The sequence below is a fragment of the Sporosarcina sp. P25 genome (assembly GCF_002743235.1).
Classification (GTDB): domain Bacteria; phylum Bacillota; class Bacilli; order Bacillales_A; family Planococcaceae; genus Sporosarcina; species Sporosarcina ureae_B.
Genome location: NZ_PDYV01000018.1, coordinates 11,702 through 38,697, shown reverse-complemented (window position 1 = coordinate 38,697; position 26,996 = coordinate 11,702). Strand labels below are relative to the sequence as shown.

At 42.4% G+C, this 26,996-nt stretch carries 24 protein-coding genes, 1 other RNA gene and 1 other annotated feature; of the genes, 6 read left to right on the top strand and 19 right to left on the bottom strand.

Features of this window, described 5'->3' with window-relative positions; translation table 11 throughout:
• A complete protein-coding gene (locus CSV70_RS13420) occupies window positions 1–378 on the top strand; it encodes a nucleotide excision repair endonuclease (RefSeq protein WP_085130977.1) in 378 nt (125 codons plus the stop codon).
• A 34-nt stretch (window positions 379–412) separates the two neighbouring features.
• Here the strand turns inward: CSV70_RS13420 and CSV70_RS13415 are convergent, their stop codons facing one another.
• On the bottom strand, window positions 413–763 hold the full coding sequence (locus tag CSV70_RS13415; protein WP_099628539.1) for a YolD-like family protein: 351 nt from the start codon (window positions 761–763) through the stop codon (window positions 413–415).
• 107 nt (window positions 764–870) lie between these two features.
• Complete coding sequence (locus CSV70_RS13410) at window positions 871–2,583, bottom strand: methyl-accepting chemotaxis protein (protein WP_099628632.1); 1,713 nt, start codon at window positions 2,581–2,583, stop codon at window positions 871–873.
• 232 nt (window positions 2,584–2,815) lie between these two features.
• On the opposite strand from CSV70_RS13410, the gene CSV70_RS13405 reads away from it, so the two are divergent.
• Complete coding sequence (locus CSV70_RS13405) at window positions 2,816–3,241, top strand: MarR family winged helix-turn-helix transcriptional regulator (RefSeq protein ID WP_085130979.1); 426 nt, start codon at window positions 2,816–2,818, stop codon at window positions 3,239–3,241.
• Window positions 3,242–3,589: 348 nt separating this feature from the next.
• On the opposite strand, the gene CSV70_RS13400 is transcribed toward CSV70_RS13405, so the two are convergent.
• Window positions 3,590–4,342 (bottom strand): SDR family NAD(P)-dependent oxidoreductase, encoded by a 753-nt coding sequence (locus CSV70_RS13400; protein ID WP_099628538.1) that lies wholly within the window; start codon window positions 4,340–4,342, stop codon window positions 3,590–3,592.
• A 75-nt stretch (window positions 4,343–4,417) separates the two neighbouring features.
• Window positions 4,418–5,416 (bottom strand): EAL domain-containing protein, encoded by a 999-nt coding sequence (locus CSV70_RS13395; protein ID WP_099628537.1) that lies wholly within the window; start codon window positions 5,414–5,416, stop codon window positions 4,418–4,420.
• 223 nt (window positions 5,417–5,639) lie between these two features.
• Here CSV70_RS13395 and CSV70_RS13390 point away from each other — a divergent pair, with 223 nt between their 5' ends.
• Complete coding sequence (locus CSV70_RS13390; protein ID WP_232319241.1) at window positions 5,640–6,053, top strand: DUF948 domain-containing protein; 414 nt, start codon at window positions 5,640–5,642, stop codon at window positions 6,051–6,053.
• Between the two features lie 5 nt (window positions 6,054–6,058).
• Complete coding sequence (locus CSV70_RS13385) at window positions 6,059–6,496, top strand: DUF948 domain-containing protein (protein WP_085130983.1); 438 nt, start codon at window positions 6,059–6,061, stop codon at window positions 6,494–6,496.
• Between the two features lie 162 nt (window positions 6,497–6,658).
• Here the strand turns inward: CSV70_RS13385 and CSV70_RS13380 are convergent, their stop codons facing one another.
• From CSV70_RS13380 to yhfH, 5 genes are all read right to left on the bottom strand, one after another.
• Entirely contained in the window at window positions 6,659–6,871 is a 213-nt protein-coding gene (locus CSV70_RS13380; RefSeq protein ID WP_085130984.1) for a DUF5652 family protein, read from the bottom strand.
• A gap of 355 nt (window positions 6,872–7,226) precedes the next feature.
• Window positions 7,227–7,721: a DUF948 domain-containing protein gene (locus CSV70_RS13375; RefSeq protein WP_233191815.1), complete on the bottom strand. Its 495-nt coding sequence runs from the start codon at window positions 7,719–7,721 to the stop codon at window positions 7,227–7,229.
• A gap of 19 nt (window positions 7,722–7,740) precedes the next feature.
• The gene (locus CSV70_RS13370; RefSeq protein ID WP_158232421.1) at window positions 7,741–8,163 is read right to left on the bottom strand and encodes a DUF948 domain-containing protein; all 423 of its coding nucleotides are present in this window, start codon (window positions 8,161–8,163) and stop codon (window positions 7,741–7,743) included.
• 241 nt (window positions 8,164–8,404) lie between these two features.
• A complete protein-coding gene (gene arr / locus CSV70_RS13365) occupies window positions 8,405–8,821 on the bottom strand; it encodes an NAD(+)--rifampin ADP-ribosyltransferase (RefSeq protein ID WP_099628534.1) in 417 nt (138 codons plus the stop codon).
• 355 nt (window positions 8,822–9,176) lie between these two features.
• Complete coding sequence (yhfH, locus tag CSV70_RS13360) at window positions 9,177–9,308, bottom strand: protein YhfH (protein ID WP_099627541.1); 132 nt, start codon at window positions 9,306–9,308, stop codon at window positions 9,177–9,179.
• A gap of 686 nt (window positions 9,309–9,994) precedes the next feature.
• Here yhfH and ilvA point away from each other — a divergent pair.
• Together ilvA and CSV70_RS13350 are read left to right on the top strand one after the other, a co-directional pair.
• Entirely contained in the window at window positions 9,995–11,263 is a 1,269-nt protein-coding gene (ilvA, locus tag CSV70_RS13355) for a threonine ammonia-lyase IlvA (protein ID WP_085130988.1), read from the top strand.
• Between the two features lie 364 nt (window positions 11,264–11,627).
• Complete coding sequence (locus CSV70_RS13350) at window positions 11,628–12,170, top strand: GDYXXLXY domain-containing protein (protein ID WP_158232344.1); 543 nt, start codon at window positions 11,628–11,630, stop codon at window positions 12,168–12,170.
• Between the two features lie 47 nt (window positions 12,171–12,217).
• Here the strand turns inward: CSV70_RS13350 and CSV70_RS13345 are convergent, their stop codons facing one another.
• The 10 genes from CSV70_RS13345 to ltrA all read right to left on the bottom strand — a co-directional run bounded on the left by CSV70_RS13345 (window position 12,218) and on the right by ltrA (window position 26,328).
• The gene (locus CSV70_RS13345; RefSeq protein WP_099628533.1) at window positions 12,218–13,636 is read right to left on the bottom strand and encodes an NAD-dependent succinate-semialdehyde dehydrogenase; all 1,419 of its coding nucleotides are present in this window, start codon (window positions 13,634–13,636) and stop codon (window positions 12,218–12,220) included.
• Window positions 13,637–13,650: 14 nt separating this feature from the next.
• Window positions 13,651–14,418 (bottom strand): tRNA threonylcarbamoyladenosine dehydratase, encoded by a 768-nt coding sequence (locus tag CSV70_RS13340; RefSeq protein WP_099627544.1) that lies wholly within the window; start codon window positions 14,416–14,418, stop codon window positions 13,651–13,653.
• A gap of 133 nt (window positions 14,419–14,551) precedes the next feature.
• A non-coding RNA gene (gene ssrS / locus CSV70_RS13335) (6S RNA) lies at window positions 14,552–14,732 on the bottom strand.
• 75 nt (window positions 14,733–14,807) lie between these two features.
• Window positions 14,808–16,577, bottom strand: a complete 1,770-nt coding sequence (gene aspS / locus CSV70_RS13330) for an aspartate--tRNA ligase (protein ID WP_099628532.1) — start codon at window positions 16,575–16,577, stop codon at window positions 14,808–14,810.
• 530 nt (window positions 16,578–17,107) lie between these two features.
• On the bottom strand, window positions 17,108–18,370 hold the full coding sequence (hisS, locus tag CSV70_RS13325; protein ID WP_099628531.1) for a histidine--tRNA ligase: 1,263 nt from the start codon (window positions 18,368–18,370) through the stop codon (window positions 17,108–17,110).
• Window positions 18,371–18,444: 74 nt separating this feature from the next.
• Window positions 18,445–18,663 (bottom strand) — a binding site (T-box leader).
• Between the two features lie 238 nt (window positions 18,664–18,901).
• Window positions 18,902–19,342 (bottom strand): D-aminoacyl-tRNA deacylase, encoded by a 441-nt coding sequence (dtd, locus tag CSV70_RS13320; protein WP_099626879.1) that lies wholly within the window; start codon window positions 19,340–19,342, stop codon window positions 18,902–18,904.
• A gap of 15 nt (window positions 19,343–19,357) precedes the next feature.
• The gene (locus CSV70_RS13315; RefSeq protein WP_085130995.1) at window positions 19,358–21,556 is read right to left on the bottom strand and encodes a RelA/SpoT family protein; all 2,199 of its coding nucleotides are present in this window, start codon (window positions 21,554–21,556) and stop codon (window positions 19,358–19,360) included.
• Window positions 21,557–21,705: 149 nt separating this feature from the next.
• Window positions 21,706–22,218 (bottom strand): adenine phosphoribosyltransferase, encoded by a 513-nt coding sequence (locus CSV70_RS13310; protein ID WP_085130996.1) that lies wholly within the window; start codon window positions 22,216–22,218, stop codon window positions 21,706–21,708.
• The gene (recJ, locus tag CSV70_RS13305) at window positions 22,209–24,326 is read right to left on the bottom strand and encodes a single-stranded-DNA-specific exonuclease RecJ (protein ID WP_255397415.1); all 2,118 of its coding nucleotides are present in this window, start codon (window positions 24,324–24,326) and stop codon (window positions 22,209–22,211) included. The genes CSV70_RS13310 and recJ overlap by 10 nt, the downstream gene beginning before the upstream one ends.
• Before the next feature lie 118 nt (window positions 24,327–24,444).
• Complete coding sequence (gene ltrA / locus CSV70_RS13300; RefSeq protein WP_099628529.1) at window positions 24,445–26,328, bottom strand: group II intron reverse transcriptase/maturase; 1,884 nt, start codon at window positions 26,326–26,328, stop codon at window positions 24,445–24,447.
• Window positions 26,329–26,996: the final 668 nt, after the last annotated feature.

The window sequence follows — 26,996 nt, the reverse complement described above, 5'->3', positions numbered from 1 at the left end:
ATGATCAATATTACATTACCTAAACCGGACGTAACCATCGTTCGCAGAAAACAAGAAATGGGACCGGACGAAACACCGATCAAGCCCATCTATGGTTTCATCGATTTTCATGATATTCCACGTGATAAAGGCGGCCTTTTGTTGTTCTTCAACCAAAGCGACGAGCTATTATTCGTAGGAAAAGCACGAAAATTGCGTCCACGTCTGAAAAAGCATTTTGAAGACCAAGTGTCTCCATTGCGTAATCACCGTGAAGAAGTAGCAAAAATTTCTGCTGTTGTCATCGATGATCCAATGGAACGCGAAATCTACGAAACGTACGTGATCAACACTCAGCAAGCAAAGTACAACGTAGAAAAAGCATTTTTCAGAGATTAAGCTGTCTGCCTTCGCAGACGGCTTTTATTTTTGCCTATACACCATCCGCTTCTTTGGACAACTGGACATCTACCACATCCTCCACATGAATTCTTTCCGTTCCGAACGGATCGCATAACATGATCGTCATCGTTCGCAAGTCAAGCACTTCAATTTCTCCTTGATGAAAGCGAACTGCTCCATCATGCCACGTCTTAATCGACGTCATGACACGCCTGCGCCACGCCACTTCAAGGGTCTCCTGCATCGTTTGTAGCTCCCAGTCGGTTAACTCAGGCCGTTCTATATATTCATCTTCCTGTTGCCAATCACGTAGTCTCTCGAGGTGTTCAGGCAACATGAGTGACGTCCACTTCAATTTCCCTCTATCTCGGTTCCTTTCCATTAGGTATTCCCCATTCCTTGAGCGTATGTATGTTCGTATTATACAGAACGTACATTCTAAAATCAATGGTTAAAAAGACCATCGCTTGATAAGCGATGGCCGAGTGTTTATTTAGGTAATTTGAATGAACCGACAAACACTTCCAGTTCACGCGCCATTTGATTGGTCTGCGTAGAACGTTCTGAAATTTCTTCTATGCTCGCTGTCGTTTGCTCGGCAGCTGCTGCAATATTATTCGTCATGTCTTCGATATTTTGTATAGCGTGCGTTAAGTGCTCAATCAACTGCACTGCTTCTGTTGACTTCGCAGCTTCCGACGTCATCAAGTTCGAGATATTCTTGATTTCCTTAACCGTTTCTCCGACTGCTACGGAAATATTACTCAATGATTGAGACGTAAGCTTCACTGTTTCTGTACCCTTCGTGATGTGCTTCGTATTTTCCGATGTGGAAGTAATAACTTGCTGGATCCGATCAGAAATATCCTTCACCAGCTTCTCTACTTCGAGTACTTCCTGATTGGATTGCTCAGCCAAGTTCCGTACTTCTTCTGCAACTACCGCAAAACCTTTACCGTGTTCACCTGCACGAGCCGCTTCAATGGATGCGTTCAGCGCGAGTAAATTAGTTTGAGCTGCGATTCCTGCAATGGAACCTGTGATGTTTTGGATCTTCGTCGTAGATTCGACTAAGTTTTGGATCGTATCACCCACTTCTTGTGAACCATTTCGAATTAATTCCATATCGTGGCTAATTTCTTCTGCACGTTTTGCGCCTTCTAGTGCAATCTTCATCGTTTCATTGGAGTTAACGAGCATCGAATCGGCGCTTTGTTTCGTATTGCTTAAACCACTTGCTAATCCTGTAAGAATACCTGTTGCGTGCTTTGCATTTGACGTACCATCTGTAACCGCTGTGACGACTTCTTCGATATTATGCGCAACCATCGTAATCGCTTCACGCATTTCAGAAAGTGATGCAGACGTTTCTCCCGCGTTTTCGGATAAATGTTGCGATGTCGTATTCATCGTTGCAATCATATCTTGTAGGTTCACCGTCATACGATTCAATGTACGAGCCAAGTCTCCCACTTCGTCTTGTGACTTCACTTCAGTCGGTTGAACCGCCAAGTCGCCATCCGCAATTTTCTTCGCCTGCTCAATTAAACTTGTAATTGGCTTCGTTTTCCGGCGAATCAGGAATCCTGTTCCGATTGAGGCAAGTATCATAGGAATAATACTGATCAAGATTCCATCGCGTACGACATCCCATGTACGGTGTTTGACGATGTTCGCATCGAAATCGATAACGCTGACTGCGATGATTTCTTTACTTGCATCCTGATCTTTATGTATTGGCGCATAACCTGAAAGCCGCTCCATATCACCATACTCGTAAGGTTGGGAGTATGTCGAATGTCGATGTTCGAGTAGATCTGTAATCGCTTCTTCATCTAAATGGAACTGATCTCCTGGCTTAAATCCTTTTGCTTTCAGATTATCGTCGAGAGCAATGAGTTTTCCATCCAAATCCAAAATATATTGTGTTTCAAATATATTCTTATGTTCGGTTGTCCAGTTCAACGTCTTCCCAAGTTCATCTTGTGTATCGACATCGCCAGCCAATGCCTTCTCCAAATCACCAGGTCGAATCAAACCAGTAGTAATATTGGCACAGCCGTACGCCTCAATTCCAGCAGCGTCATACAATTTATCATAAGCCGTCTTATACGTAGCCAGTGATGTAATGACTAGCATCACCACCAAAATCCCAGCTATAATAGTACCTAACTGAAACGTTAACGAATCTTTAACTTTCATCAAACCTTATGCCCACCCTTCCTATTTAGTTCATCTAGTTCATTCGTTGTCTTCATCATACGCTATCAATCTACAATTAAAAAGAAGAAAATGAAAAACTCTTGGATTTTAACATGTTGCGTGGGATGTATGTATGATTATCGTGTCACAACTGTTTTATTTCCTATATACTATAGTATGATGAATAATATATAAACATAAAGTTTCTTAAAGGAAAAGGAGGTGTTGTTTTTTGAATGAAGAACAGACCATTTTCAATTTGGTACATTTGATGGATCAAGTAACGAATAAAATGCTGATCCGTTTTCAGCAAGAATCCAAGCTATCCCTAGGAATCTCCCATATTCTTGTGTTGCTGGAGTTACATAACAAAGGGGAGCAACGTCCTTCTGACTTGGCTGAGACTCTAGGCTTCACGCCCGCTTCATTGACGCATTTGTCGTCGAAGCTCATTAAAAATGAGTGCATTACGTTGCGTAATGATGAAGATGACCGTCGAACAAAGTATTGGAAAATAACTCCTAAAGGCTTAGAAATTTTGGTCGAAGCACAGAAATGCGGAATGAAGGTGCGTTCAGAGTTCTTCAGTCACTTATCGGATGCTGAACGAAATAGTTTAGTCCAAATTTACACTAAGTTAAATAACACATTTGTTTGAGGGAAAGCTGTTCCATTCTGGAGCAGCTTTTTTTGTGGAGAGTGTGGTTGGATCATTGATGAAGGCTGTCGTGAATGCGCTCAATAGCGTGCGGTATCCGCTCTATCTACAGCCGCAAGCGCTCATACTTTCACCCCAGCCGCTCTATCGCACGCGCTATCCGCTCTATCTACAACCGCGTGCGCTCATACTTCCACCGCAACCGCTCTATCTAAAGCCGCGTGCGCTCACACTTCCACCTCAGCCGCTCTATCGCACGCGCTATCCGCTCTATCTACAACCGCATGCGCTCATACTTCCACCTACAAAAAAAGACTACCCCTTAACTAGGGTAGCCTTGACAATTTATTAACGTAATTTAATGGACCCGCCGTCTACCATCATCGTTTGACCTGTGATGTAAGAAGCGTCGTCGCTCGCTAGGAACACTGCTGTGCGACCGATGTCTTTTTCTGGATCGCCGAGGCGTCCAAGTGGGTTTTTCGCAAGAATCGCTTTGTAAGATTCCGGATTCTCTTGTCCCCATTGTTCAATTCCTTGGGTTTTCGCAATGGGTGAAATCAGATTACATGTGATGCCGTATGGTCCCCATTCATTCGCTGCCACTCTTGTGATTCCACGAATGGCTTCTTTCGCTGCAGCGTATGAACCTTGGTTCACATCGCCATTTAATCCTGCGCCGGAAGCGAAGTTGATGACGGTTCCTTTTGACTCTTTCAAGTGTGGAAGAGCAGCTTGCATCAAGTAGAATGTTGGATAAAATCCTGTGTTGAATGAGAGATCTAAGTCTGCTTGTGTCATCTCTTCAATGGATTTCATACGTGAAGCGTGTGCATTGTTGACTAAAACATCCAATTTGCCGAGTCTCGTTATAACTTGCTCAACAAGTGAAGGCAATTCTTTTTGTACAGATAAGTCCGCTTGAAGAAAGATCGATTGTGGAGAGATTTTCTGTAATTTTTCAATAGCCGCTTCGCCTGCTTCTTTGTTCAAGTCGACGATTGCGACAGTCGCTCCTTCTTTCACAAATGCTGTAGCGATTCCTAATCCGATTCCGCCTGCCCCGCCTGTGATGATTGCGATTTTTTTGTCTAATTTCATAGGTACCATCTCCTTATCTTATTTAGTTTAACATTAAAACAATTTCTATGTAAACTAATTGCCCCCCCTAACACACTATATAGAAACTTTATCTTGTGGCACTGCCGATGGTTTGCCAAATAAATAGCCTTGAAATAATTGATAACCTTTCGCTTTCAACCATTCAAAATCTTCTACCGTTTCGATTCCCTCTGCTAACGGAATTGAATCCACAGCTAGTGCTTTTTCAAGAAACTCCGTTGCTATAAACTGCTTATCGGAATCAGTCGCGACGCCTTGTACATACTTGATATCGAGCTTCATGTAGTTCGGACGAAGGAAAGAGAGCACTTCACCCGTGTTATAACCTTCCCCAACATCGTCGAGCGCATACTCGAATCCTCTTGAATGATAATACTCCAAAATCATTTTTAAATGATCCATGTCTTCCACTTTTTCCGACTCCACTACTTCAAATATTAAACGATGGGGGTCAATTGCCAAGTCGTTCGCTAAATTAATCGTCGAGCGCAAGCAAAACTCCGGTGAATAGATAGATGTTGGAATGAAATTAATAAATGCTTTTTGCGTAATATGTTTTGCATAGCGAACGGCTGTCAGACGACATACTCTGTCTAGGGCATATAATCTACCGCGCTCTTTTGCTGCGGAGAAAATTTCATTCGGATAAATCACTCTACCGTCTTTATGATAGAAACGCGCGAGTAATTCATAAGCATAAATATCGAGGTCAGGTGTAACAATAGGCTGATAATGACTCGTCAATTGTTGGTTTTGAATGACTTGATCAATCCACTGCATTTCGACTACTTGCATGACTTCAGAGAGCGGCCGCCAGTCGGTTTGGTTGAGACGAAAACGAATAGCATCCATTTCTACTGCATGATCGACACAAAAGTCGTATAATTCTTTTATCCCTTGTTCTTTCACATGAAATGTTTGATCTTCCTGGTTCACCAGCATAAGGACTCGCTTCAAATGGTCTTCTATGGATTCGAACAATGCTGTTTGCTTACAATTTTCAAATGAGACTTCATAATCAATATTCTGGATAACGCAACCTTTACAAGGCATTCATTTCACCCCTTCAGTATTTGATTTGAAAATCATATCATAGTTCAGGTATTTTTCTCACGTATTGATATGGAAACATGGTTTTACTAGTTAATTAGCATACCAGTGTTTAGATTACTTTCATTTGTGGAATGACAAGGATATAGAACGTTTACCCGTTTCGACGGAAGCTAGACGTTTAGATTAGAAATGCACTTATTATGTGGAGGTGACTAGATTGAAGGTGCTCTTGTATATTAGTGCCATAGTCGCCGTTGCGGCTTTAGTAGTTATCGCAATTGCTATTATTAAAACAGCCAAGGCGGTCAAAGAAGCAATGACAGATGTAAAAGAAACGATGAAACGTGTGGAACTGAAAGTGGGCGGCATCACAGATAAAGCCGATCAGCTCATGACTCAGACGAACCAAATTGCGGATGATGCGAATGCAAAACTGCAATCGGTTGACGGATTGGCGGCTTCAGCGAAAGAACTTCGCGAATCCACCCAGTACGTGCAGAACTCTATCGCTAAAATGGCGGATCAAGTATCAGCGCCTCCTGGCAAGTATGCCAAGTTGATGGAGCAAACGACTGCATTGTCTGAAGCAGCGTCAAAAATGTACTATAAGATGAAGCAGAATAACAGAGAGAGGTGAACTTGATGGATTGGGTACTAGGAATAGGCGTATTGCTCATCGGCATTGCGCTAATTATTGTCGCGATCGTGTTAATTAAACCACTTGGGAAATTGACCGAGGTATTGGAAAGTGTCAAGAAGACGACCGATACCCTGCCGTCAACGGTAGCGGAAGTTACAGGTCAGACCCAGCAGATTCTTCATACGACGAATGATACAATTAGTAATGTAAACAAGCAGATTTATGAAGTGACGCCGGTATTCCAGATCGTTGGAGATGTAGGTGAAGCTTCTCGTGAAGTGACGACTGCCGCACTTGATAAGACGATTCGTTTTAAGGATCGTGTAGGAAATGCTGGCGAGTTTGTCCGCGAGAAAGAGTATAAAGGTTTGTATGGAGTCGCTACGTTAGCATTTTATTTGATGCAGCAGCGTAAAGAACTCAAGAAGATGCGTCCGTAAGTGGAAGACTTGTTCATTCCACTCACATAAAACACAAAACAGACCACTAATTCGCATATGAATTGGTGGTCTTTTAAATGCCTACGCGTCAATGTTTACACGTAAATAGAGCAAGTATCGCTATAAAACCGATCCATGAATTTTTTAAATAGCAGAGATAGCTCATCTAGTTGTTTTCTTATCTTTCCTAAAGAAAATAAGATAAATAATTTCTAAAAGTCCGATCGTATTGACGATTAGAAGAACAACGAACCAAGCTAACTGTTTATTACGAGCAGAATGCCAAAGGGCTATACCTTTCCAAATAACGGACCAAATAATGATGACATAAAACATCGGATTATTATAATGTAAAATCTGGGAAATAGTATCCATTCTTCCACCTCCTTTTTTAATAAAACAGCTCGATTACTGCACGAGCACAAATCCTTTATGCAAAATCACAACTATGACACTTAGTACTAAAATACATCTAATACATAAACATTGTTCTACTATTCATACGTACATTACATATAAATGGTTTCATTTTTTTGAAAGTCGCAAATTTAAGCATCTATGCTTTGATGTGCTTATATCATTCTATCAATGTCTACCCTTCAGATATTCGTAAATTCGATCCACTCCGCGTCGTACTTCCCCATCAACAGTACTCCCCACAACACTTCCGCACCAAAAAAAGACTGAAGACCAAGCCCGATTGGGGTTGATCTTCAGTCTTTGTCAGCACTTAAAACGATGCTTGATCTGGTGCTGGTAACTTTTTTTGTGGGCCGACCTGTTCGGCACGATCTTTCGCCGCGCTCACAGATTGCTTACGCTTTTTAAAGATATAATAACCTAACATAGCGGAACCATAGATGTTACCTAGCTTCTTGTTTTGCTCTGATGTGTCCGCATGATCTCCCTTTTGTTGAACAGATGAAGACATGTCCACTAACGAAGAGGATAACTGATGTGTAGACTCTCCAAGGTCACCAATCACTTGGAACAATGGAGTTAGATTTTCAATCTTTGTATTGATATCTGCTAACGAATTATTACTGTTTTTAATTAGGTCTCCTGTTTCATCTAAAATACCATCCAGTTGCTTTGGAAGCGCACCTACCGTCTTATCAACGTCCTGTAGTATATTTCCAACTTGTTGTAATACCTTAGCAAAATAAATAGCTAAAATGACGAAGGCGATACCGATGAGTATGACGCCAATTCCAACGAGATCCATTCTCAACCCTCATTTCCTTTTACGTATTTTTTAAACTCTTTTTGCCACGTTGCCATGAATCGTAAACTTGGGCACCAAACTCTCCATATTGGATGGCTTGAACAAACTTTTCTGTTCCTGGAAGAGAACCATCCTCTTCAAATTGTCTTGTCCGCTTGTTTACTTCTTCACTCAAGTACTGGCTTGATCGTCCAATATTTTCGATAGTAGAAAATAAAGGCGTCGTTGCAGCGAGTTTCACTTGAACATCTGTCGCCAGTTGTTCAGTCTCATGTAAAGTTCCATATAATTGTTCAATGCTTTTGTCGAGCTCTGCCTCTACCCCTTTTACCGTTCCCATAACCGTCAGCAATAAGTTCGAAGCCTTCGTTAGTAACAATGAAAGGTAGATGGCGACAATCAATACTGAGATTGCGATTAATAATAAACCAATGTACGCCATACACACATCCTCCTTTCCAACATACTTAATACATCTTATCATTCTATACCACTCTCAGTTTTTCTAAAACATTATTCATTCGAAGTTCTTTAACAAGGGCTAAGGATATGATTTATTCTGCATAATACCTTTCGTTAACGGGCTCTTTCTAAGGAAATGAAAAAGCCCGATTTCTCAATTGTATACTAAGAAATCGGACTTTTTACATATGCTTCCTTTACTCCTTAAGAGATAGTAAGAATTAATCTTCAATTACATTTTTCCCTTGTTCTTTTAACTCTTTTAAAGAAGTTAGCATATGATTTATCTCTTCGTCGGAATGTCTTTCCCATGAACTTAATTCGGCAACTATTTTCAAAGGAGATTTAGACCTATAGGAACGTGTTGGATTTCCAGGGAATCTTTTGTCAGTTAAGTTGGGATCATTTTCAAAAACACCCACTGGTTCTACAAGGTAAATTCTCTCTTTTGATTTAGACCTTGCTAATTCCGCACCCCATTTAGCCGCTTCTACTGTTGCAGTAAAGTATATATAGTTAGATTTTTTATCTTGGTAATTTGATAGAAATTGTGGTTCTAATAAATCTCCAACTTTCAGTTCTGCTTTTGTTCCATGAAAGAAAGGACCGCTATCTAATACATCTTTTTTGTCATCCAAACTAATACACCCCTATATAATTTAAATTTGTATACAGTATCCCATTGCTATCCGAATGAGGTTTTTCATCTGCGAGCTGAACGGATTACACGTGAGCAACTTTAAGACTATCGATAGAGCGTTCCACACACTCTATCCACTTATACTAACAAATTGGATAGGATTATGAAAAAGAAATCACGGTATCGTTCGGATGGTTTTAGGATATCTTTCATGTGAAATGTATATATAGTCAGCATTGGCACGGTTTCACGAATTTTTTTGTTAGCAAATCAATAACTTTACGCGCATCGCTTCCTTAAACTTTCATCCATAAAAAATCCTATGCCCCGTATAAGGGGGCATAGGATGATGATTATTCTTCATGTCGTCCGACACAACGCTCACATTCGTACATTACGGACTCTTGCTTTTCCTTGAACTGATTTCCACATTCCGTACAAACTTTTTCCACCATTTGTCTTTTCTGCTCTGTATTCTTTTTCATCGTTCATTCCTCCATTCGGTTTGTGTGATTCGCTGTACTGATACAGCAACTTTTCTTAAGACTAATATATAACAGAGTCGTCAGATTTGTCACTCTTTTCGGATGAAATCTTTTATTACGCGACAGAATACAAAAGAGCGCGACGAATGAAGGAATTGTAAAAGATGAAATTAAAAAGTGGTACGCCCATCTTATGGCATACCACTTCTCACCTCTTTACATGATCAACCCGTAAACTATTACAGCCGCGATAATGACAAGAGTTACGACAAACACCGTCCATTGCATATTATCCGGCTTTTCGGGTCTACTATCCCATTTCTGCATGAATAAACGCTTCCTTCCTGGTGTGTTAGTTCTTCATCCACTAGTTTTCCCTTATGTTTTATGAATTAAACACCACTTACTCGTGCATAATCTGAAATGCAATCTACATGTACTGTCTAATGCTATGGTATAACAGGTAAATAACTCCTTTATATAATAAATAAATCAAATGATTGATCTATCCAATTTATCGAAAGTCTTCGCCAACGAAGTAACCGCTTACATCTACAAGCCTTTTTAAAATAAAGTCGCTATTCTTAAAATAAACTCACAATTTTGAACTTTCTTGTGTTCATTCAGTTTTTTTCATGTTATTATGAGTAAACGTTGACTCAATAACGGAGGTTAGATGATAAGTTATGAAGGTGAAAAAAATGGAAACTCCAAGTGTTCAAGTAGAAGATATCTTAATCGCCAATCAGCTGCTGAAAGACATCGTAGCTCATACGCCTTTACAGAAAAATGATCGTCTATCAGAAAAGTATGACTGCCATGTGTATATTAAGCGTGAAGATTTGCAACATGTCCGCTCCTTTAAATTGCGCGGTGCTTATTATAAGATGAAACGCATCGAAACAGAAGCACGTAAAAAAGGAATTGTCTGTGCGAGTGCAGGTAACCATGCACAAGGTGTAGCGTTCGCATGTGCGAAACTCGATATTGACGGCAAAATCTTCATGCCACAAACAACTCCTAGACAAAAAGTAAACATGGTGAAAATGTTCGGACGCGATCGCATTGAAATTATTTTAGTCGGAGATACGTTCGACGATTGTTTCGAGAGAGCGGTTGAATTGATGGAAAAAGAAAAGCGTATTTTCATTCATCCATTTAATGACAAGGATATCATCGCAGGTCAAGGAACAGTAGCTGTTGAGATCATGAATGATATCGAAGAGCCAATTGATTATGTATTTGCAAGTATCGGTGGCGGTGGATTGATGTCCGGAATTAGTACATACATCAAAAACTTGTCTCCGCATACGAAGATGATCGGTGCAGAGCCAGCAGGTGCAGCGAGCATGAAGGCTTCTATCGATGCGCAAAAGGTTGTCCCTTTGGCAACGATTGATAAATTCGTTGATGGCGCGGCCGTCAAATGTGTAGGTAATCTGAATTACGATATTTGCAATAACTATCTCGAAAATATCGTCAGCGTCCCTGAAGGTAAAGTATGCACGGCAATTCTCGATCTATACAATGAACACGCGATCATCGCCGAGCCAGCAGGTGCCCTTCCCATTGCAGCACTCGACTTCTATAAAAATGAAATCAAAGGCAAGTGCGTCGTCTGTGTGATCAGCGGTGGAAACAACGACATCGGTAGAATGCAGGAAATCAAAGAGAAGTCGATGATTTACGAAGGCTTACTGTATTATTTCCTCGTCGACTTCCCACAACGCGCAGGTGCACTACGCCAGTTCCTTGATGGTGTACTTGGACCGGATGACGATATTACGATGTTCGAGTATACGAAGAAGAATAATAAAGAGAGCGGTCCAGGTCTTGTCGGAATTGAGATTAAACACAAAGAAGACTATAACGGCCTGATTGCTCGCATGGAAAAAAACGGATTCCCTTATAAAGAAGTAAACAAAGATAGTACATTGTTTGGATTATTGATTTAATAAAAGTACTGCCACACTAGTCGCTATGACTTGTTGTGGCAGTTTTTGTGTTAGAGAAATAGTGAATAGGATAGGGGTGCGCACCATGTATAGAATGAACTTAGTGTTGGACGGGAACATTGTTTGTCTGATTATCAGGTACTGGAGTTCATGCGTTTCCTCTGTCTCGCCTCGCGCAGACACATCACAAAAGCACACAACTCCCCTTACCCACCCCACTCTACTATATACATAACCATTGTGAGAGGTTTCCTAAATAAAAAACTGGGTAATTAATTACTAAAACATACATCATCTGCACATGCTATCTGTACATAAGAAGAACACTTTTTATGAAAACGGCAGAAAAGGTGGTGACTCTGAAATGGGACCCAAACATAGTAAATTCAGTATATCCATACTCTTCATCGTTCCACTGCTCATCTTAGCTAGTCTTACAATTCCTTACTTCACCACAATTCAAAACGGCACGGATATCTACCTGCAATCAGAAACGATTACCGAGCAAGATGCAAACGAAAATTATGTCCTACTTCGCTACGACGTCGAAAAAGTACCAAAGGAGCGCATGACCCCTAGTTTGGTGACAGCATTAAAAAAACCTAACGACATCGGTCAGACACGGGTATTTGGCGTATTGGAACACAACAACGGTGTCGCTGAATTAGTTTCATTAAGCGATAAAAAACCTGCTGAAGGTGTCTATTTAATGGGCTGGCTGGCACAGACCACCGACCGAGAGTATCGCCAGAACGACCATTACATCGTGAATTTTGGTCTCGATCGCGTCTATGTCCCCGATTTCGGCCATCATGTTGCGGCAGACAGTGTACAAGACCGCACGATGACTGCGCATTTTAAAGTACTGGATGGCAATAGTATTTTGCGCGAATTCCATACCAATTAAAAGAAGCAAAAAGGAAGAGTACAGCTCTCCCTTTTTGCTTCCTTTTATTATAAACCTAGTGAGATATATTTTACTTCCAGATATTCGTCTATACCTTGATGTCCACCTTCTCGCCCAAGACCACTTTGTTTAAAGCCACCAAACGGAGCTTGCGGTGCGGATGGCGAGCCATCATTCAGACCTACGATCCCATACTCTAATGCTTCACATAGTTGAATACCTCGTGTGATGTTCTCCGTGAAGACGTATGCTGCTAATCCAAATACTGTATCATTCGCACGCTTGATGACTTCTTCTTGTGTCTCAAACGTCGCAATTGGCAATACAGGGCCGAATGTTTCTTCTTCCATACAGAGCATCTCGTCGGTTACGTCTTTCAAGACCGTTGGTTGGTAGAATAACCCTTCAATATGTTCACCGCCCGTAACGACTGTTGCCCCTTTGGATTTTGCATCTAGTACATGCTCGTCCACTTTATCAATTGCATCCTGATCAATTAATGGACCGATTACGACACCTTCTTCTTTGCCGTCGCCGACTTTTAATTTCCTTGTTTCTTCTGCAATGCGTGTTGTGAATTCCTCTGCAATCGATGAATGTACGTAAATACGGTTCGCACAGACACACGTTTGTCCTGCATTGCGGAATTTTGCCGCGATGACACCATCCACTGCTTTATCAAGATCCGCATCAGCCATAATAATCGCGGGTGCCTGTCCACCTAATTCCAATGAAATCTTCTTCATCGTATCGGCTGCACCTTTCATCAATGTTTTGCCGATTTCAGTAGATCCTGTAAATGTCAGCTTGCGCACGCGACCATCTTCCTGCCAAGCTTCTGCAATTTCACTCGCACTGCCCGTTACGAGGTTCAGCACACCGTCAGGAATGCCTGCTTCTTGTGCAAGCTCAATTAAACGAATCGCAGTCAATGGAGTTTGAGAAGCGGGCTTCATCACAACTGTACAGCCTGCTGCAAGTGCAGGGCCGACTTTACGTGCAATCATAGCTGCAGGGAAGTTCCATGGCGTAATCGACGCGATGACACCTACTGGTTGCTTTTGGACGAACATTCGCTTATTGGATTGCGTAGCAGGAATGGTTTCACCATAAATCCGCTTACCTTCTTCTGCAAACCAGCTAATATATCCATTCGAATAACGCATTTCACCAAGTGCTTCCGCTAAAGGCTTCCCTTGCTCAGCCGTCATAGTTTCAGCTATACTTTCCTCATTTTTCTCAATCAAGGCATGCCATTTCATTAAATACGCACTGCGCTCATACGCAGACAAAGCTGCCCAATCCGAAAATGCAGCAGAAGCCGCATCGACCGCTTGCGTTGCTTCCGCTTTGCCGCCTTTAGGTACGGCACCGATTGTCTCACCAGTTGAAGGATTCACTACTTCGATTTGCGGTAGATCCGCACCAAGTCGCTTTCCATTAATGATCATTTCGGTTGTTTCCATATATAACCTCTCCTTTATTTGGCATCATTGACACGTTCCACAGGAATATCTGCCACTATATCATTTAATACCCAACTGGCGAGAATTAAACCCGCCACCGACGGACAAAATGCATTGGAAGCTGGAGGCATTTGTGCTTTTCGGATCGATGCATCGGCATTTCCGACCGTTTCAAGGACATCTTCACGCACAACAATGGGGCTTTCATCCGAGAACACAACAGGTACACCTTTAGGAATACCCAGCTTGCGCAAACGAAGACGCATCACTTTTGCTAATGGATCTGTATGCGTTTGCGAAATGTCCGCAATCCGGAAACGTGTTGGATCCGTTTTATTGGCAGCGCCCATGCTCGAAATCACTTTAATTCCGCGTTCGACACATTGCTGGATCAAATGAATTTTATAGCTGATCGTATCTGAAGCGTCGATCACATAATCCGGCGCGTACGAGAAGAATTCTTCAGACGTTTCCTCAGTATAGAACATATGTAGATCAATCACTTCACAGTCTGCGTTGATATCTGCAATTCGTTCTTTCATGACAGCGGCTTTAGAACGCCCTACCGTCGATAAATAGGCGACGAGTTGGCGGTTGATATTGGTGACATCAATCGTATCTTTATCGACTAAAATAATACGTCCAACTCCTGTCCGCGCACATGCTTCAGCTGCAAATGAACCGACTCCCCCGACGCCTAAAATCGCAACTGTCTTGCCCTTCATTCTCTCTACGCCTTCTTTACCTATCGATAATTCATTTCTCGAAAATTGATGTAACATCCATACCGCATCCTTTATCATAAATTGTATTTACTCTATCCTAAAACAGTTTCCTGCACACGCGCAACTAACTGAATTTTAGGCAATAAAAAACCTCCTTGCGTAAGCAAGAAGGTGAATGTTTGTAAGAAAGTGAAATCCCGACTGTGCCGTCTTTGAATATCGCTTTGAACCCGCTAATAGCAGGTGGGTGTCCTGTATAACTCTTTTGACGTCCCGTTTAAAGGCATGTCAGCCAAGCTATAACGTTGAACTCCCGACGATAAGATGTTGGGTCAAAACTAATTTACAAATGACGAACACTTCAGGATTTCTACTACCTTCATCTTATCACATGTTTTTTTATAATTCAATCAATTTGAGCGAAGTCTTTTAAAATAGTTGTTTACTCACTTTTTTACTGGTTCAGCAACTACTTTAATCCCAAGTTCTTTTAACTGTGCATCATCCACAGTACTTGGTGCTTCAGTCAATAGATCACTTGCACTAGCTGTTTTAGGGAAGGCAATCGTGTCACGCAAGTTGGTAGATCCAGCAAGCAACATCACGATACGGTCTAGACCGAACGCAATTCCACCGTGTGGAGGTGTACCGTATTCAAACGCATCCAACAAGAAGCCAAATTGTTCGCGCGCTTGCTCTTCCGTGAATCCAAGTGCCTTGAACATCGCTTCTTGTACGTCACGCTGATAAATACGCAATGATCCGCCACCTAGCTCATAACCGTTCAACACTAAGTCATATGCTTGGGCTTTTACAGTTTCAGGACTTGTTTTCAATTCTTCCACATCAGCAGGCATCGTGAATGGGTGATGAGCTGCGTAATAACGGCCATCTTCCTCGTCGTACTCGAATAACGGCCAGTCCGTCACCCATAGGAAGTTGTATTGAGATTGGTCAATCAAGTCTAATTCTTTTCCAAGCTTCAGACGCAATGCACCAAGTGAATCCGCTACAACAGATTTCTTATCTGCTCCGAATAAGAACAAATCTCCAGGTTCTCCGCCGCCAGCTACTTTTAGCGCTTCGCCGATTTCTCCATCGAAGAATTTCGCAATGGGGCCATTGAAGCCGTCTTCCGTCACTTTCAACCAAGCCATACCTTTCGCGCCATATACTTTTGCAAACTCGCCAAGTGCATCAATATCTTTGCGTGAATATTTATCCGCCGCGCCTTTAACGTTGATCAATTTAACTTGGCCGCCCGCTTCAACTGCGCCAGCGAATACTTTAAATGAAGAGTCTTTGACGATTTCAGATACATCCGTCAATTCCATACCGAAACGAGTGTCCGGCTTATCTGAACCGAAACGTCCCATCGCTTCATCATATGGTATACGTTTAAATGGAGTTTCAACATCCACTTGTTTAACATCTTTCATTACTTTCTTGATTAAACGTTCGTTAAGCTCCAAAATTTCCTCGATTGACATGAAGCTCATTTCCATATCAATTTGTGTGAATTCCGGTTGACGGTCTGCACGCAAGTCTTCATCACGGAAACAACGAGCGATTTGGTAATAACGGTCGAAGCCTGATACCATCAATAACTGCTTAAACAACTGTGGGGACTGTGGCAATGCGTAGAATTCACCTTCGTGAACACGGCTTGGTACTAAATAGTCACGCGCGCCTTCAGGAGTGGATTTCGTTAGGATCGGTGTTTCTACTTCCAAGAATCCTTCTTCATCCAAGAAGTTACGCACTGTTTTCGTAATATCTGAACGCATTTTGAAAACTTTTGCAAGCTCTGGGCGACGAAGATCGAGGTAACGGTACTTCAGACGCGTTTCTTCACCTACGTCCGTTTCGTCTTCAATAGTAAACGGTGGGTTTTTCGCTTCGTTGATGACTTTGACTTCCACCACTTGAACTTCTATTGCACCCGTTGCAATGTTTTTGTTCTTCGTACGCTCTTCACGTTCGATGACGAGACCTGTGACTTCGATGACGTATTCGTTACGCAATGTTTCAGCGATTTCGAGAGCTTCTTTTGAGATATCTGGGTTGAAGACCGTCTGGACGATGCCTGCACGGTCGCGGACGTCGATGAAGATGAGTCCACCGAGGTCACGGCGCTTCTGCACCCAGCCTTTGAGCGTGACTTCTTCTCCGATTTGTAGTTCTGATAAGTTCCCACAATAATGTGTGCGTTGCATAGTGACTACACTACCCTTCTGATGTTTGAGTTTGTATTTTTAATTTAAAAAAGTAAAAGTACTATAGAGAGTGAAATGGTGTTGTGCTTGGGATTTACGCTTCAGAGGGGACGCGTTCCAGAGGGCCCGCGGTGAGCCAACTAGGTCGCTGTGCTCCCTTTAGTTGTCTCACCTGTCGGGCTGATCCTCCCGGAGTCGCCCCTCTTACGCTCCAATCCTAAGTGGGGACTATGATTAGTTAGTGACTCCATTGAAATTTATGAGTGAATAAGTGTACTGCTTTTTAATTCTTTAAAATTTAAATTCAAGAACAGTAACAGAGTACTCCCTACTCTAAAGGTAGGGAGTGGAGTGCAGAGCGGCGACTCCCGCGGGATAAGCATGAGCCTTGAGACCCCGGACAGATGCCTTAATTTCTGCAAAGTAAACAGAAATACGGCAAAGCGAACCCTTCGCTGTTCGCTTGGCTCAAGCCATGCCCGCAGGAAAGCGTCCGCTCGGAACGGAAATCCCCATGACGTTACAAGCTCTTACTTCTCCAATTCCCCAATTAATTCGTCAACCGTAACCTTTTTCTGTTCTCCGCCCGCCATGTTCTTCAGCTGAACGACGTTTTCGTTCACTTCGTCTTCGCCGATGACGATGACGTAGTTCGCTTTCAAGCGGTCAGCGGACTTCATTTGGGCCTTCATCTTGCGGTCCATGTAGTCCATCACGCTGCGTAAACCATTCTTGCGTAGCTTGCCGAGAATCTCGAAGCCTTTTTGTCGTGCTGCATCGCCAAGTGTGACGATGTAGACGTCGAGTGACGGTTCGTCCGTGAAAGATTTTTCTTCCGCTTCAAGCGCTAGCAAAAGCCGCTCGATGCTAAGAGCGAAGCCGATACCCGGTGCTGGTGGGCCGCCGATTTCTTCAGCGAGTCCGTTGTAACGTCCGCCACCACATAGTGTCGTGATCGCGCCAAAACCTTTGGATGTGCTCATGATTTCAAATGCAGTGTGGTTATAGTAATCCAGTCCACGGACAAGATTGGGATCGTATTCGTACTCGATGCCTGCGATGTCCAAGTAGTTCTTCACTTTTTCGAAGTACGCGCTCGATTCTTCATTGAGATAATCCGCGAGTGAAGGCGCTGTTTTCATCAATGGATGTTCTCTATCCACTTTACAATCCAAAATTCGTAATGGATTTTTCTCTAGACGGTTTTGGCAGTCCGAACAGAATTCCGCAATATTTGGGCTAAAGTGTGCAATCAGCGCTTCTCGGTGTGCATCGCGTGATTCTTTGTCGCCAAGTGAATTTAGTACCAGTTTGATATCCGAAAGACCTGTTTTCTTATAAATATTCATTGCCAACTCGATTACCTCTGCATCGATTGCTGGATCATCACTGCCGATTGCCTCTACGCCAAATTGGACGAATTGACGGTAACGGCCAGCTTGTTGACGCTCATAGCGAAACATTGGACCTGTGTAGTATAGCTTCACGGGCTGATCTGCGTAGCCAAACATTTTATGTTCGACGAATGAACGCACGACTGGCGCTGTACCTTCTGGACGCAATGTCATCGAGCGATCTCCTCGATCCGTGAATGTGTACATCTCTTTTTGCACGATATCTGTCGTATCACCGACTGTGCGCTGGAATAATTCGGTTTGTTCGAAAATCGGTGTACGGATTTCCTTGTAGTTGTAAACATCACAAATCGAACGAGCGATCTTTTCAACGCGCTGCCATTTCCAAGAAACATCAGGAAGAATATCCTGCGTACCGCGGGGAACTTTAAAATTCATTAGTAAAACTCCTTTCGATTATCTAATAACGGGCGAACTTTCTGAGAACACAAAAAAGCTCCCATCCCTAATAAAACAGGGACGAGAGCTTGTAGCTTCCGCGGTTCCACCCAAATTGACACAAAAGTGCCCACTCGAATCCGGATAACGGCCGGTTCCGTCCACGCCTACTAATTTCAGCATGAATCCTCCGTGGTGTTGTTCGCTTTACGGTTCTGTCAGGGAATTTCAGCCAAGTTCCCCGTTCTCTTTCCAGCCTATAGTAAAGGTATTTTCCACATCATCGGTATGTGAATTAATTCGATTACTATCTATGTTAGTCGTAACTGCTACTACTGTCAACTTCTTTGGTGAATTATATATGTTGGTCAGCACTAGCAAACGCTCATTCAAAACATTTATCCGCTCTATTAACGTCCATAAGCGCTCTATGAAACGTCCTAACCGCTCTATGGCACCTGGTATCCGCTCATAGACCTACGTCAAGCGCTCTATCACGACCCACATCCGCTCATAGACGCACCACTTCACTTACCTAGACTCAATCATCAATGTCACAGGACCATCATTCGTCAACTGCACGTCCATCGTGGCACCAAATTGGCCTGTTTCAACATAAAGTCCAAGACTGCGCAGTTGTTCATTGAAGTATTCCCACAACGGTTCTGCCACATCAGTTTTGGCCGCCTCGATAAAACTTGGACGGCGCCCTTTTTGTACGTTGCCATACAAAGTAAACTGAGATACGGACAAAATCGCGCCATCGATTTCTTTGATTGAACGATTCAATTTTCCTTCATCGTCTTCATAGATACGCAAGCCAGCAATTTTATTCGCAATATACGTGGCGTCTTGTTCGGTATCGTCATGTGTGATGCCGACAAGCAACACATAGCCAGTTGAAATGGAGCCTGTAATTTCTCCGCCAACTGTTACGGAAGCGTCTTTCGCACGCTGTAATAAAACTCGCATGTTCACATCTCCTAATTAGTTCATAACTCGTTCTACAGAATAAACGTCTTTGATTTGTTTGATTTTATCGACGGTGCGTTGCAAATGCGCGATGTTTTGGATTTTAATCGACATATGGATATGGGCGATATCATCCTTGTCTGCTTTGCCACTCACTGCGGTAATTGGCGTATTCATATCGGCGACGACCATCATCACTTCATTGAGTAAACCTTGTCTATCGAATGCGGAAATTTCAATATCGACTTGGAATTCTTTGCGAACTTGATCGTCTTGCAATGCCCAGTGGACTTCGATAATACGTTCTTGCTGTCCTTGTTCAGACAATACGTTCGGACAATCGGTACGGTGCACGGAAACGCCACGGCCACGTGTAATGAAACCGACAATTTCATCGCCGGGTACCGGGTTACAGCACTTCGAAATACGGATCAGCATATTGTCAATGTCTTTGACGATTACACCTGATTCCGTCTGTTTTTCCGGCTTTGGCGCTTGAATTTCTGAGACGATTTTATCAATCGTTTCTTTCTTCACGCGTTCTTTGCGCATTCGCTCAGCTAGTCGATTGACTACTTGTTGCGCGGTAATGCCACCGGAACCGACTGCAGCATAAAGGTCCTCTTCAGAAGTAAAACTGAATTTTTCAATGGTACGCTGCATATTTTCTTTACTCAACGCTTCCTTGATATCATACTCTTCTTCTTTCAGTTCCTTCTGAATCATCTCGCTACCTTTGTCGATGTTCTCGTCACGCAATTGCTTTTTGAAATATTGGCGGATTTTATTTTTCGCTTGTGAGGTATGCGCTAATTTTAACCAGTCACGGCTTGGACCAAATGACTGTTTCGAAGTTAGAATCTCGACGATATCACCTGTTGATAATGACGAATCAAGCGGCACGATTTTACCATTCACTTTAGCCCCGGTCGTCCGATTCCCAATTTCGGAGTGGACCCGATAGGCAAAGTCAATCGGTACCGATCCTTGCGGCAATTCGACAACATCTCCGTCCGGTGTAAACACATAGACCATGTCCGAAAATAAGTCAAACTTCAATGATTCCATAAACTCCTGTGCATTAGAGGATTCATTTTGAATTTCCAAAATCTCACGGAACCATGTCAATTTCGAATCAATATCACTCGCTAGTTTCGCGACTTGTTTACCTTCTTTATATGCCCAGTGAGCAGCCACACCAAATTCTGAAATCCGGTGCATCTCTTCTGTCCGAATTTGTACTTCGAGTGGATCTCCTGCAGGTCCGACAACAGTCGTATGGATAGATTGATACAAATTTTGTTTCGGCATGGCGATATAATCTTTGAATCGTCCCGGCATCGGCTTCCATAATGTATGAATGATTCCAAGCGCCGCATAGCAATCCTTAATGCTCTTCACGACAATACGTACCGCCAGTAGATCATAAATTTCATTGAACTCTTTTTTCTGGATAACCATCTTTTGATAAATAGAATACAAATGCTTTGGTCTACCATGAATTTCTGCAGCGATACCCATTTCATCCAGTTCGACACGCATCTGATTCATGACGTCTTTCAAATACTGTTCGCGTTCTGTCCGCTTTTGCTTCATCAAATTGACGATACGATAATATTGTTGGGGATTGGAATAACGCAACGCAATATCTTCCAGTTCCCATTTAATCGTGGAAATTCCGAGGCGATGAGCGAGTGGTGAGAAGATCTCCAACGTTTCTTCCGATACCCGGCGTTGTTTCGCTGCCGGGACATGCTTCAATGTCCGCATATTATGCAATCGATCCGCAAGTTTGATTAAAATGACACGGATATCCTGCGCCATCGCAATGAACATTTTACGGTGATTTTCCGCTTGTTTTTCTTCATTGGATCTGAATTTTAATTTGTCGAGCTTCGTTACGCCATCAACGAGCATGGCGACTTCATCACCGAATTCACGAATAATATCTTCGCGACTAATTTCCGTATCTTCCACCACATCATGTAGAAAGCCGGCTGCGACCGTTTCCGGATCCATTTGAAGACCCGCCAAAATTCCTGCGACTTGAATCGGATGGTTGATATACGGTTCACCTGAAGTCCGAAACTGCCCTTCGTGCGACTTTTCAGCCATCACATATGCCCGCCTGATGAATTCGACGTGTTCTTCGTTCATATATTTGGAGACCAAGTCGTATATGTCTTGTTCTGTCAGGTCTTGATTTTTCGCCATTGACTTACCCCTTTCAGCCTATTCTGTAAATATTTAGACAATAGTTTTTAGTAGTATATGTATATTATCACCTATATGTAAAGCGAATCAAACTCAGCGCCTATATTTATATAGCAAGAATCCTCCGCATTAAGCGAAGGATTCCCTCATCAGTACGTAATTAATGCCTTGATGTTTTCATTCGTCAACTTTTCGCGACCGTTCAAGTACGATAGTTCGATCAAGAATGCACAGCCAGCTACAACGCCACCAAGTTTCTCGATCAATTCGACTGTTGCGCCGACCGTACCACCAGTTGCAAGTAAATCATCGACAACGAGTACGCGTTGGCCAGGCTTGATAGCATCTTTATGGATCGTTAACTCATCTTGTCCATACTCTAAGTCATAAAATACCGAGATCGTTTCGCGTGGTAATTTACCTGGCTTACGAACCGGTGCAAAACCGATTTCAAGTGCATAAGCAACAGGACATCCGATGATGAAACCGCGTGCTTCTGGCCCCACGATGATATCTACGTCCAATCCCTTCGCATACTCAACAATTTGGTCTGTCGCATATTTATATGCTTCTCCGTTATCCATGATCGTCGTGATGTCTTTAAAGCTGACACCCGGCTTTGGATAATCGTCTACAGTCGTTACAAACTTTTTTAAGTCCACAGTTTTTCCTCCTCAACAGCATCTGTCTCACGCAAAGAGTCGAATACTTTCTTCAAGTCCTGATACGGAGCATAAAGCAACAACTCTTCCAGTTTGATCTGCTGTTGGCGTTTTTTATAAGATGGCGCTTCTGCCAAATCTCGTTTGCCGGCAGAAGTAAGCATCGTCACCTTACCATTCTCTAGTGTAACAAATTCCAGTTCATAAAACACTTTTGTCATAAACTTTATCACATCTTTTTTCCAACCTTTATGTTTGGAAAGCATATCGATTTGATTGTGTATATCAAATGTCTCACGCTTTTTCAAAAAGCTGTAATACCAACCAAATTGTTGGCGATCTGGTATCTTTTCGAAGTACATCGAATCATGCACATGCAGATGAAGATACACTCGGTCGGCACGCGTCTTTTCCATCACTTGTTTCAACTGTTCTTCAGCCTGAGGCATATCGAGCAATACAATAGCTGAAGAAAGACGAAGTTCGTCGCGTCCAATTAAAGCAATTGGAATATCTTTAAAGAACGGAGCGAAATGTTGGATAGCTTCTTCACTGAACGCAATAAATTGGGCTTGATCCGGAATCAGCGGCAACCATCTAGCTGGCTCTCGGATTCCACGGTAATCGAACAACTGCCACTCGTCACATTTCACATCTTCGACAAGTAACTGCGCTTTTTTGTTCCCGTTCCATTCATTAATTTGCAAATCACCCGTCAAACTAAGCTTACTTTGCGGTGCCATTTCGTCTGCCAATGCCCCCGCTCCGAAGTAGATTGCATCTAGACGTTCAGTATGGTCGCCCATTTCAAGTTTCAAATGATCCTTCGCTGTACCGATTTTACGGACAGATATCGTGTCGAGCTGCTCCAATAAGAAAACTGGCTTCGGGAATCCCATTCCAAACGGCCGGATTTTCTCGAGCGCTTCGATTGAGGCAATATCAATTTCATCCAGCGCAAGCGGCACATCGATGGATAAAATAGGCTGTAAATCCTCTCTTGTCAATATTTCCTTCGCCTGTTCATTCAAATTCGAACGCAATAATTCAACGTCCTCTAGTTTCAATGACATCCCGGCAGCCATCGCATGCCCTCCGAAATGTGGCAGAATTGACGCATTCTTCGATAACTCTTTATATAAATCAAAGCCCTCAATACTACGCGCAGAACCTTTCGCCATTCCTGTTTCATGGTCGATCGACAAAATGATGGAAGGACGGTAGTATTTCTCCGTCAGTCTCGATGACACGATGCCGACGACACCCGGATTCCAGCCTTCCCCTTCTACGACTAGCACGTGAGGAACTTGATCGCCATAACGGATTTCCACTTGCTCTTGTGCTTCCTTTGCGATTTCTTTCACTAATTGTTGCCGTTCTTTATTCAAATCATTCAATTCTTCTGCAATTCCGAGTGCTTGTTGCTCATCTTCTGCCTTTAATAGATCAACTGCTGGATCTGCATCGCCAAGTCGGCCCGGTGCATTCAGACGTGGACCGATCGTAAAGCCGATCGTTTCTTCCGATAAAGCATTTTGTTCATGACCGCTCACTTGCATCAACGCCTTAATTCCAGGACGTTGCGTGCGGCGCAATCTGCGAATACCTTCTTTCACCATATAGCGATTTTCATCTTCTAACGGAACCAAGTCCGCGATCGTACCGATGGCAACGAATTCCAGCAAGTCGAGTGGCGGCTCTCCAAGTAAAGCAGAAGCTAGTTTGAACGCTACACCGACACCTGCAAGTTCGCCAAATGGATAATTGCCATCGGGATGACGTGGGTGGATGACCGCATCCGCGTCAGGCAAGACGTCACCCATTTCGTGGTGGTCCGTCACGATGACCGACAGTCCAAGCGACTTGGCGAAAGCGATTTGTTCAATGCCTGAGATTCCGTTGTCTACTGTGATCAAGACTTCTGTGCCTTCTGTATGTAGTTGTGCAAAGTAGTCGCTGTTCGGTCCGTAACCGTGTTCAAAACGGTTCGGGATGGCGAAGTTCACTTTTGCACCAAGACGTTCGAGCGCTGTCAAGAGCACTGTGACACTTGTTACGCCGTATAGTGATAGGTAAGCTTTTGAGTTTATCGCCAGCTTTTCCCCCACTTCACACCGTGCGTGAGACTTTCACCTCACACGGCGTTCTATCGAAAAATTTCAAAACTTTGGTAATCTACATAACTTAACAGAATTCACTTGTTCGTTTGTATGTCTAATCGTCCAATTAGATAGTTAATTGCTGTAGTTCCAATTTCTTTCGTAGCGTATTTATTTTATTCAGGCTTTGTGAGTTGGTTAGTAACTTTTTATACTTTGAGATTATTTCTTCATCTATTGCGTGAATTAAAATGTGGATTTCCTTATCAACGAGACAGAGGTTGTTATATTGGTCATTACCACCTTGCAACCGTGGTACTTTATGATGGCAATGAATCGTCATCGGGTTTAACATTTGCCCAGTTACATGGCATTTTCCTCTTTGTGCACAGTATAATGCTATACGGTTATCGTTGTACTCTATACTTCTCTGGGGAATTGGATGCTCCATCAGAAATCGAAGTATACTGATATCAACAGTTATCAGGTTTTTATGAATTTCTACTCTACCTTCTTTTGTATATGCATTTACTGCGTTACGCTTCATCATTGGATTCTTATGTTTAATATATCCAATTGGAAGGAGCGGATCTCGTGATATAAATCTTAATTGTTTGCTCTTTCCGTATTCTTTCTTAATGAAATCAGATGTTATCACACCTGTTTTCTTAATTCGCCTTTTCATACGATGGTCTTTCATACATGCATTTACTTCGTATGCAATGTTCCCCATATCTTCGGAAATCATTGTAGCGGTACGGAAATATTGATGAAGTCCTATTACAGTTGAGTTGTAGAGTGCTATTTTTCTTGCTTGATCGTTAACACCGCTATCATATCGAATACCATTTATGATTTGCTTCAAGTTTTTCTTTGTGCGTTGAACTGCTTTGTCGCACATATGACTTTTCACAACCCATTTTTCACCTTTTGGAATTAGCTTCATTTTAAACCCGAGAAATTCAGAATAATCCTTTTTGAGATTCACTATTTTTGATTTGTCTTCGCTTATTTCTAAACCAAGTCTTTCTTTCAGCCATTTTTGTACTGCGAAAAATAATCGTTTGGCGTGATTAGGATTACTGCAAAAGATTTTGAAATCGTCTGCATATCGAACAATATAACATTCTTTTAGCTTAGATTTCCTAAGCACCCTGTACTTGTAACCTTTATCTGCGTGATTATTTTTCTTGTAATGGTATTGCAGATAATCCTTTTGAGTAGGAATATCCTCCCATTGGCTTTCAATCCAACGGTCAAGTTCATTTAGAACAACATTAGATAGCAAAGGAGATAGGATTCCACCTTGTGGCGTACCTTTATCATTCTCAATGATTCGACCATTTGGCAACTTAATTTTAGCTTTAAGCATTTTTGAAATGATAGTGAGTAAATTCTTATCTTGAATGCCCATTGCCCACATCTGTTTTAGCAACTTGGAGTGAGACACGTTATCGAAGAATCCCTTTATGTCTATATCGATTACATATGACATTTTTGAATTCTGCATAAGACGATAACTTTGAGCTATCGCATTCTCTACTGAGCGGTTCGGTCTAAATCCATGACTTCTTCCGGAGAATTTTGCTTCCACTATGGGTTCAAGAATTTGCAATATACATTGTTGGACTATCCTATCCCAGATAGCGGGAATTCCTAAAGGTCTAATTTTTCCATTTGGCTTTGGTATTTCCACTCGTCTAACTGCTTTCGGTTTATAATCTCGCAGTTTGTTTCTAACAAAACCTACAAATTGCTCCTCGGTCAGCTTGGATATATGATAGATTGTTCGACCATCCACGCCAGCCGTTTTGCTACCTGTATTTTTCTTAATGTTTCGATACGCCAACTTAATGTTTTCAACTGAACTAATTATGGACATTAAGTTTTTGAAAGAACTGCTATTGTTGCTTTGTTCATACAACATGTCAAATGTATCTTGCATGTGGTAATACTCTGCGTTTCTAAGCTTGGACTTTTTAACATGTTTAACGATTTGTGAATTTGCCACAGACATCAACCCCTCTCTCAAGTGGTGATTCTTTTAGTCATACTCGAATCTGTGTCTGTTATGCATTTATAAGTCTTTGAAATATCCGACTAGAGCCTATCCCTCCACCACTTATTATCATGGTTTCAAAGGTACTATGGCTCCACTCTCACGAAAGGTAAATCAGTTTTAATAGGTCGCCCTTTTATCTACTGAACTGCTTCTCAGGTAGGTTAATACCTCCGCATCCTTCGCTTTCCACGTTCCAATTTCTTTATCCTTACATATATCTTTAGGTTTCTCCTATGATCCTGCATGCTTGAGCTTGCCTGTAACAAACTATGGATTTTCATAACGCCAGATTTTTACTCATCCACACATGCGATGGCACTACCACCTATCACATTTCTGTGACAACTACGTCTAGACCCGTACATTCAGAGATTCGTCAGTGCTTGTTCAGCACATTCTAACCATAGATACTTTATGGACTCCCGGCATATGGGACACACCATCCACCTCTGGACAGCTTTCGTGTCAGGTACTCGCTATGCTCTCCCTAACTTACGGTATCTCTCTGCCGACTTCACCGAGCTTCATACCTTTCTACTATAACCTTAGAAAAGGCATGTCGGAGTATCAGAGTAGGCATTTCAAGGCGTTACCCCATCATTCTACCTATCAAGAAA

Excerpts from the sequence above, each read along its gene's own strand:
- ilvA (WP_085130988.1), top strand. The coding sequence starts at position 9,995 with ATGAAGGTGAAAAAAATGGAAACTCCAAGTGTTCAAGTAGAAGATATC.
- CSV70_RS13385 (WP_085130983.1), top strand. The coding sequence starts at position 6,059 with ATGGATTGGGTACTAGGAATAGGCGTATTGCTCATCGGCATTGCGCTA.
- CSV70_RS13410 (WP_099628632.1), bottom strand. The coding sequence starts at position 2,583 with ATGAAAGTTAAAGATTCGTTAACGTTTCAGTTAGGTACTATTATAGCT.
- hisS (WP_099628531.1), bottom strand. The coding sequence starts at position 18,370 with ATGAATTTTAAAGTTCCCCGCGGTACGCAGGATATTCTTCCTGATGTT.
- yhfH (WP_099627541.1), bottom strand. The coding sequence starts at position 9,308 with ATGAAAAAGAATACAGAGCAGAAAAGACAAATGGTGGAAAAAGTTTGT.
- CSV70_RS13315 (WP_085130995.1), bottom strand. The coding sequence starts at position 21,556 with ATGGCGAAAAATCAAGACCTGACAGAACAAGACATATACGACTTGGTC.
- CSV70_RS13340 (WP_099627544.1), bottom strand. The coding sequence starts at position 14,418 with ATGTTACATCAATTTTCGAGAAATGAATTATCGATAGGTAAAGAAGGC.
- aspS (WP_099628532.1), bottom strand. The coding sequence starts at position 16,577 with ATGCAACGCACACATTATTGTGGGAACTTATCAGAACTACAAATCGGA.
- CSV70_RS13395 (WP_099628537.1), bottom strand. The coding sequence starts at position 5,416 with ATGCCTTGTAAAGGTTGCGTTATCCAGAATATTGATTATGAAGTCTCA.
- CSV70_RS13380 (WP_085130984.1), bottom strand. The coding sequence starts at position 6,871 with ATGGATACTATTTCCCAGATTTTACATTATAATAATCCGATGTTTTAT.
- CSV70_RS13375 (WP_233191815.1), bottom strand. The coding sequence starts at position 7,721 with ATGGATCTCGTTGGAATTGGCGTCATACTCATCGGTATCGCCTTCGTC.
- CSV70_RS13400 (WP_099628538.1), bottom strand. The coding sequence starts at position 4,342 with ATGAAATTAGACAAAAAAATCGCAATCATCACAGGCGGGGCAGGCGGA.
- CSV70_RS13370 (WP_158232421.1), bottom strand. The coding sequence starts at position 8,163 with ATGGCGTACATTGGTTTATTATTAATCGCAATCTCAGTATTGATTGTC.
- CSV70_RS13420 (WP_085130977.1), top strand. The coding sequence starts at position 1 with ATGATCAATATTACATTACCTAAACCGGACGTAACCATCGTTCGCAGA.
- CSV70_RS13415 (WP_099628539.1), bottom strand. The coding sequence starts at position 763 with ATGGAAAGGAACCGAGATAGAGGGAAATTGAAGTGGACGTCACTCATG.
- CSV70_RS13350 (WP_158232344.1), top strand. The coding sequence starts at position 11,628 with ATGGGACCCAAACATAGTAAATTCAGTATATCCATACTCTTCATCGTT.
- CSV70_RS13345 (WP_099628533.1), bottom strand. The coding sequence starts at position 13,636 with ATGGAAACAACCGAAATGATCATTAATGGAAAGCGACTTGGTGCGGAT.
- dtd (WP_099626879.1), bottom strand. The coding sequence starts at position 19,342 with ATGCGAGTTTTATTACAGCGTGCGAAAGACGCTTCCGTAACAGTTGGC.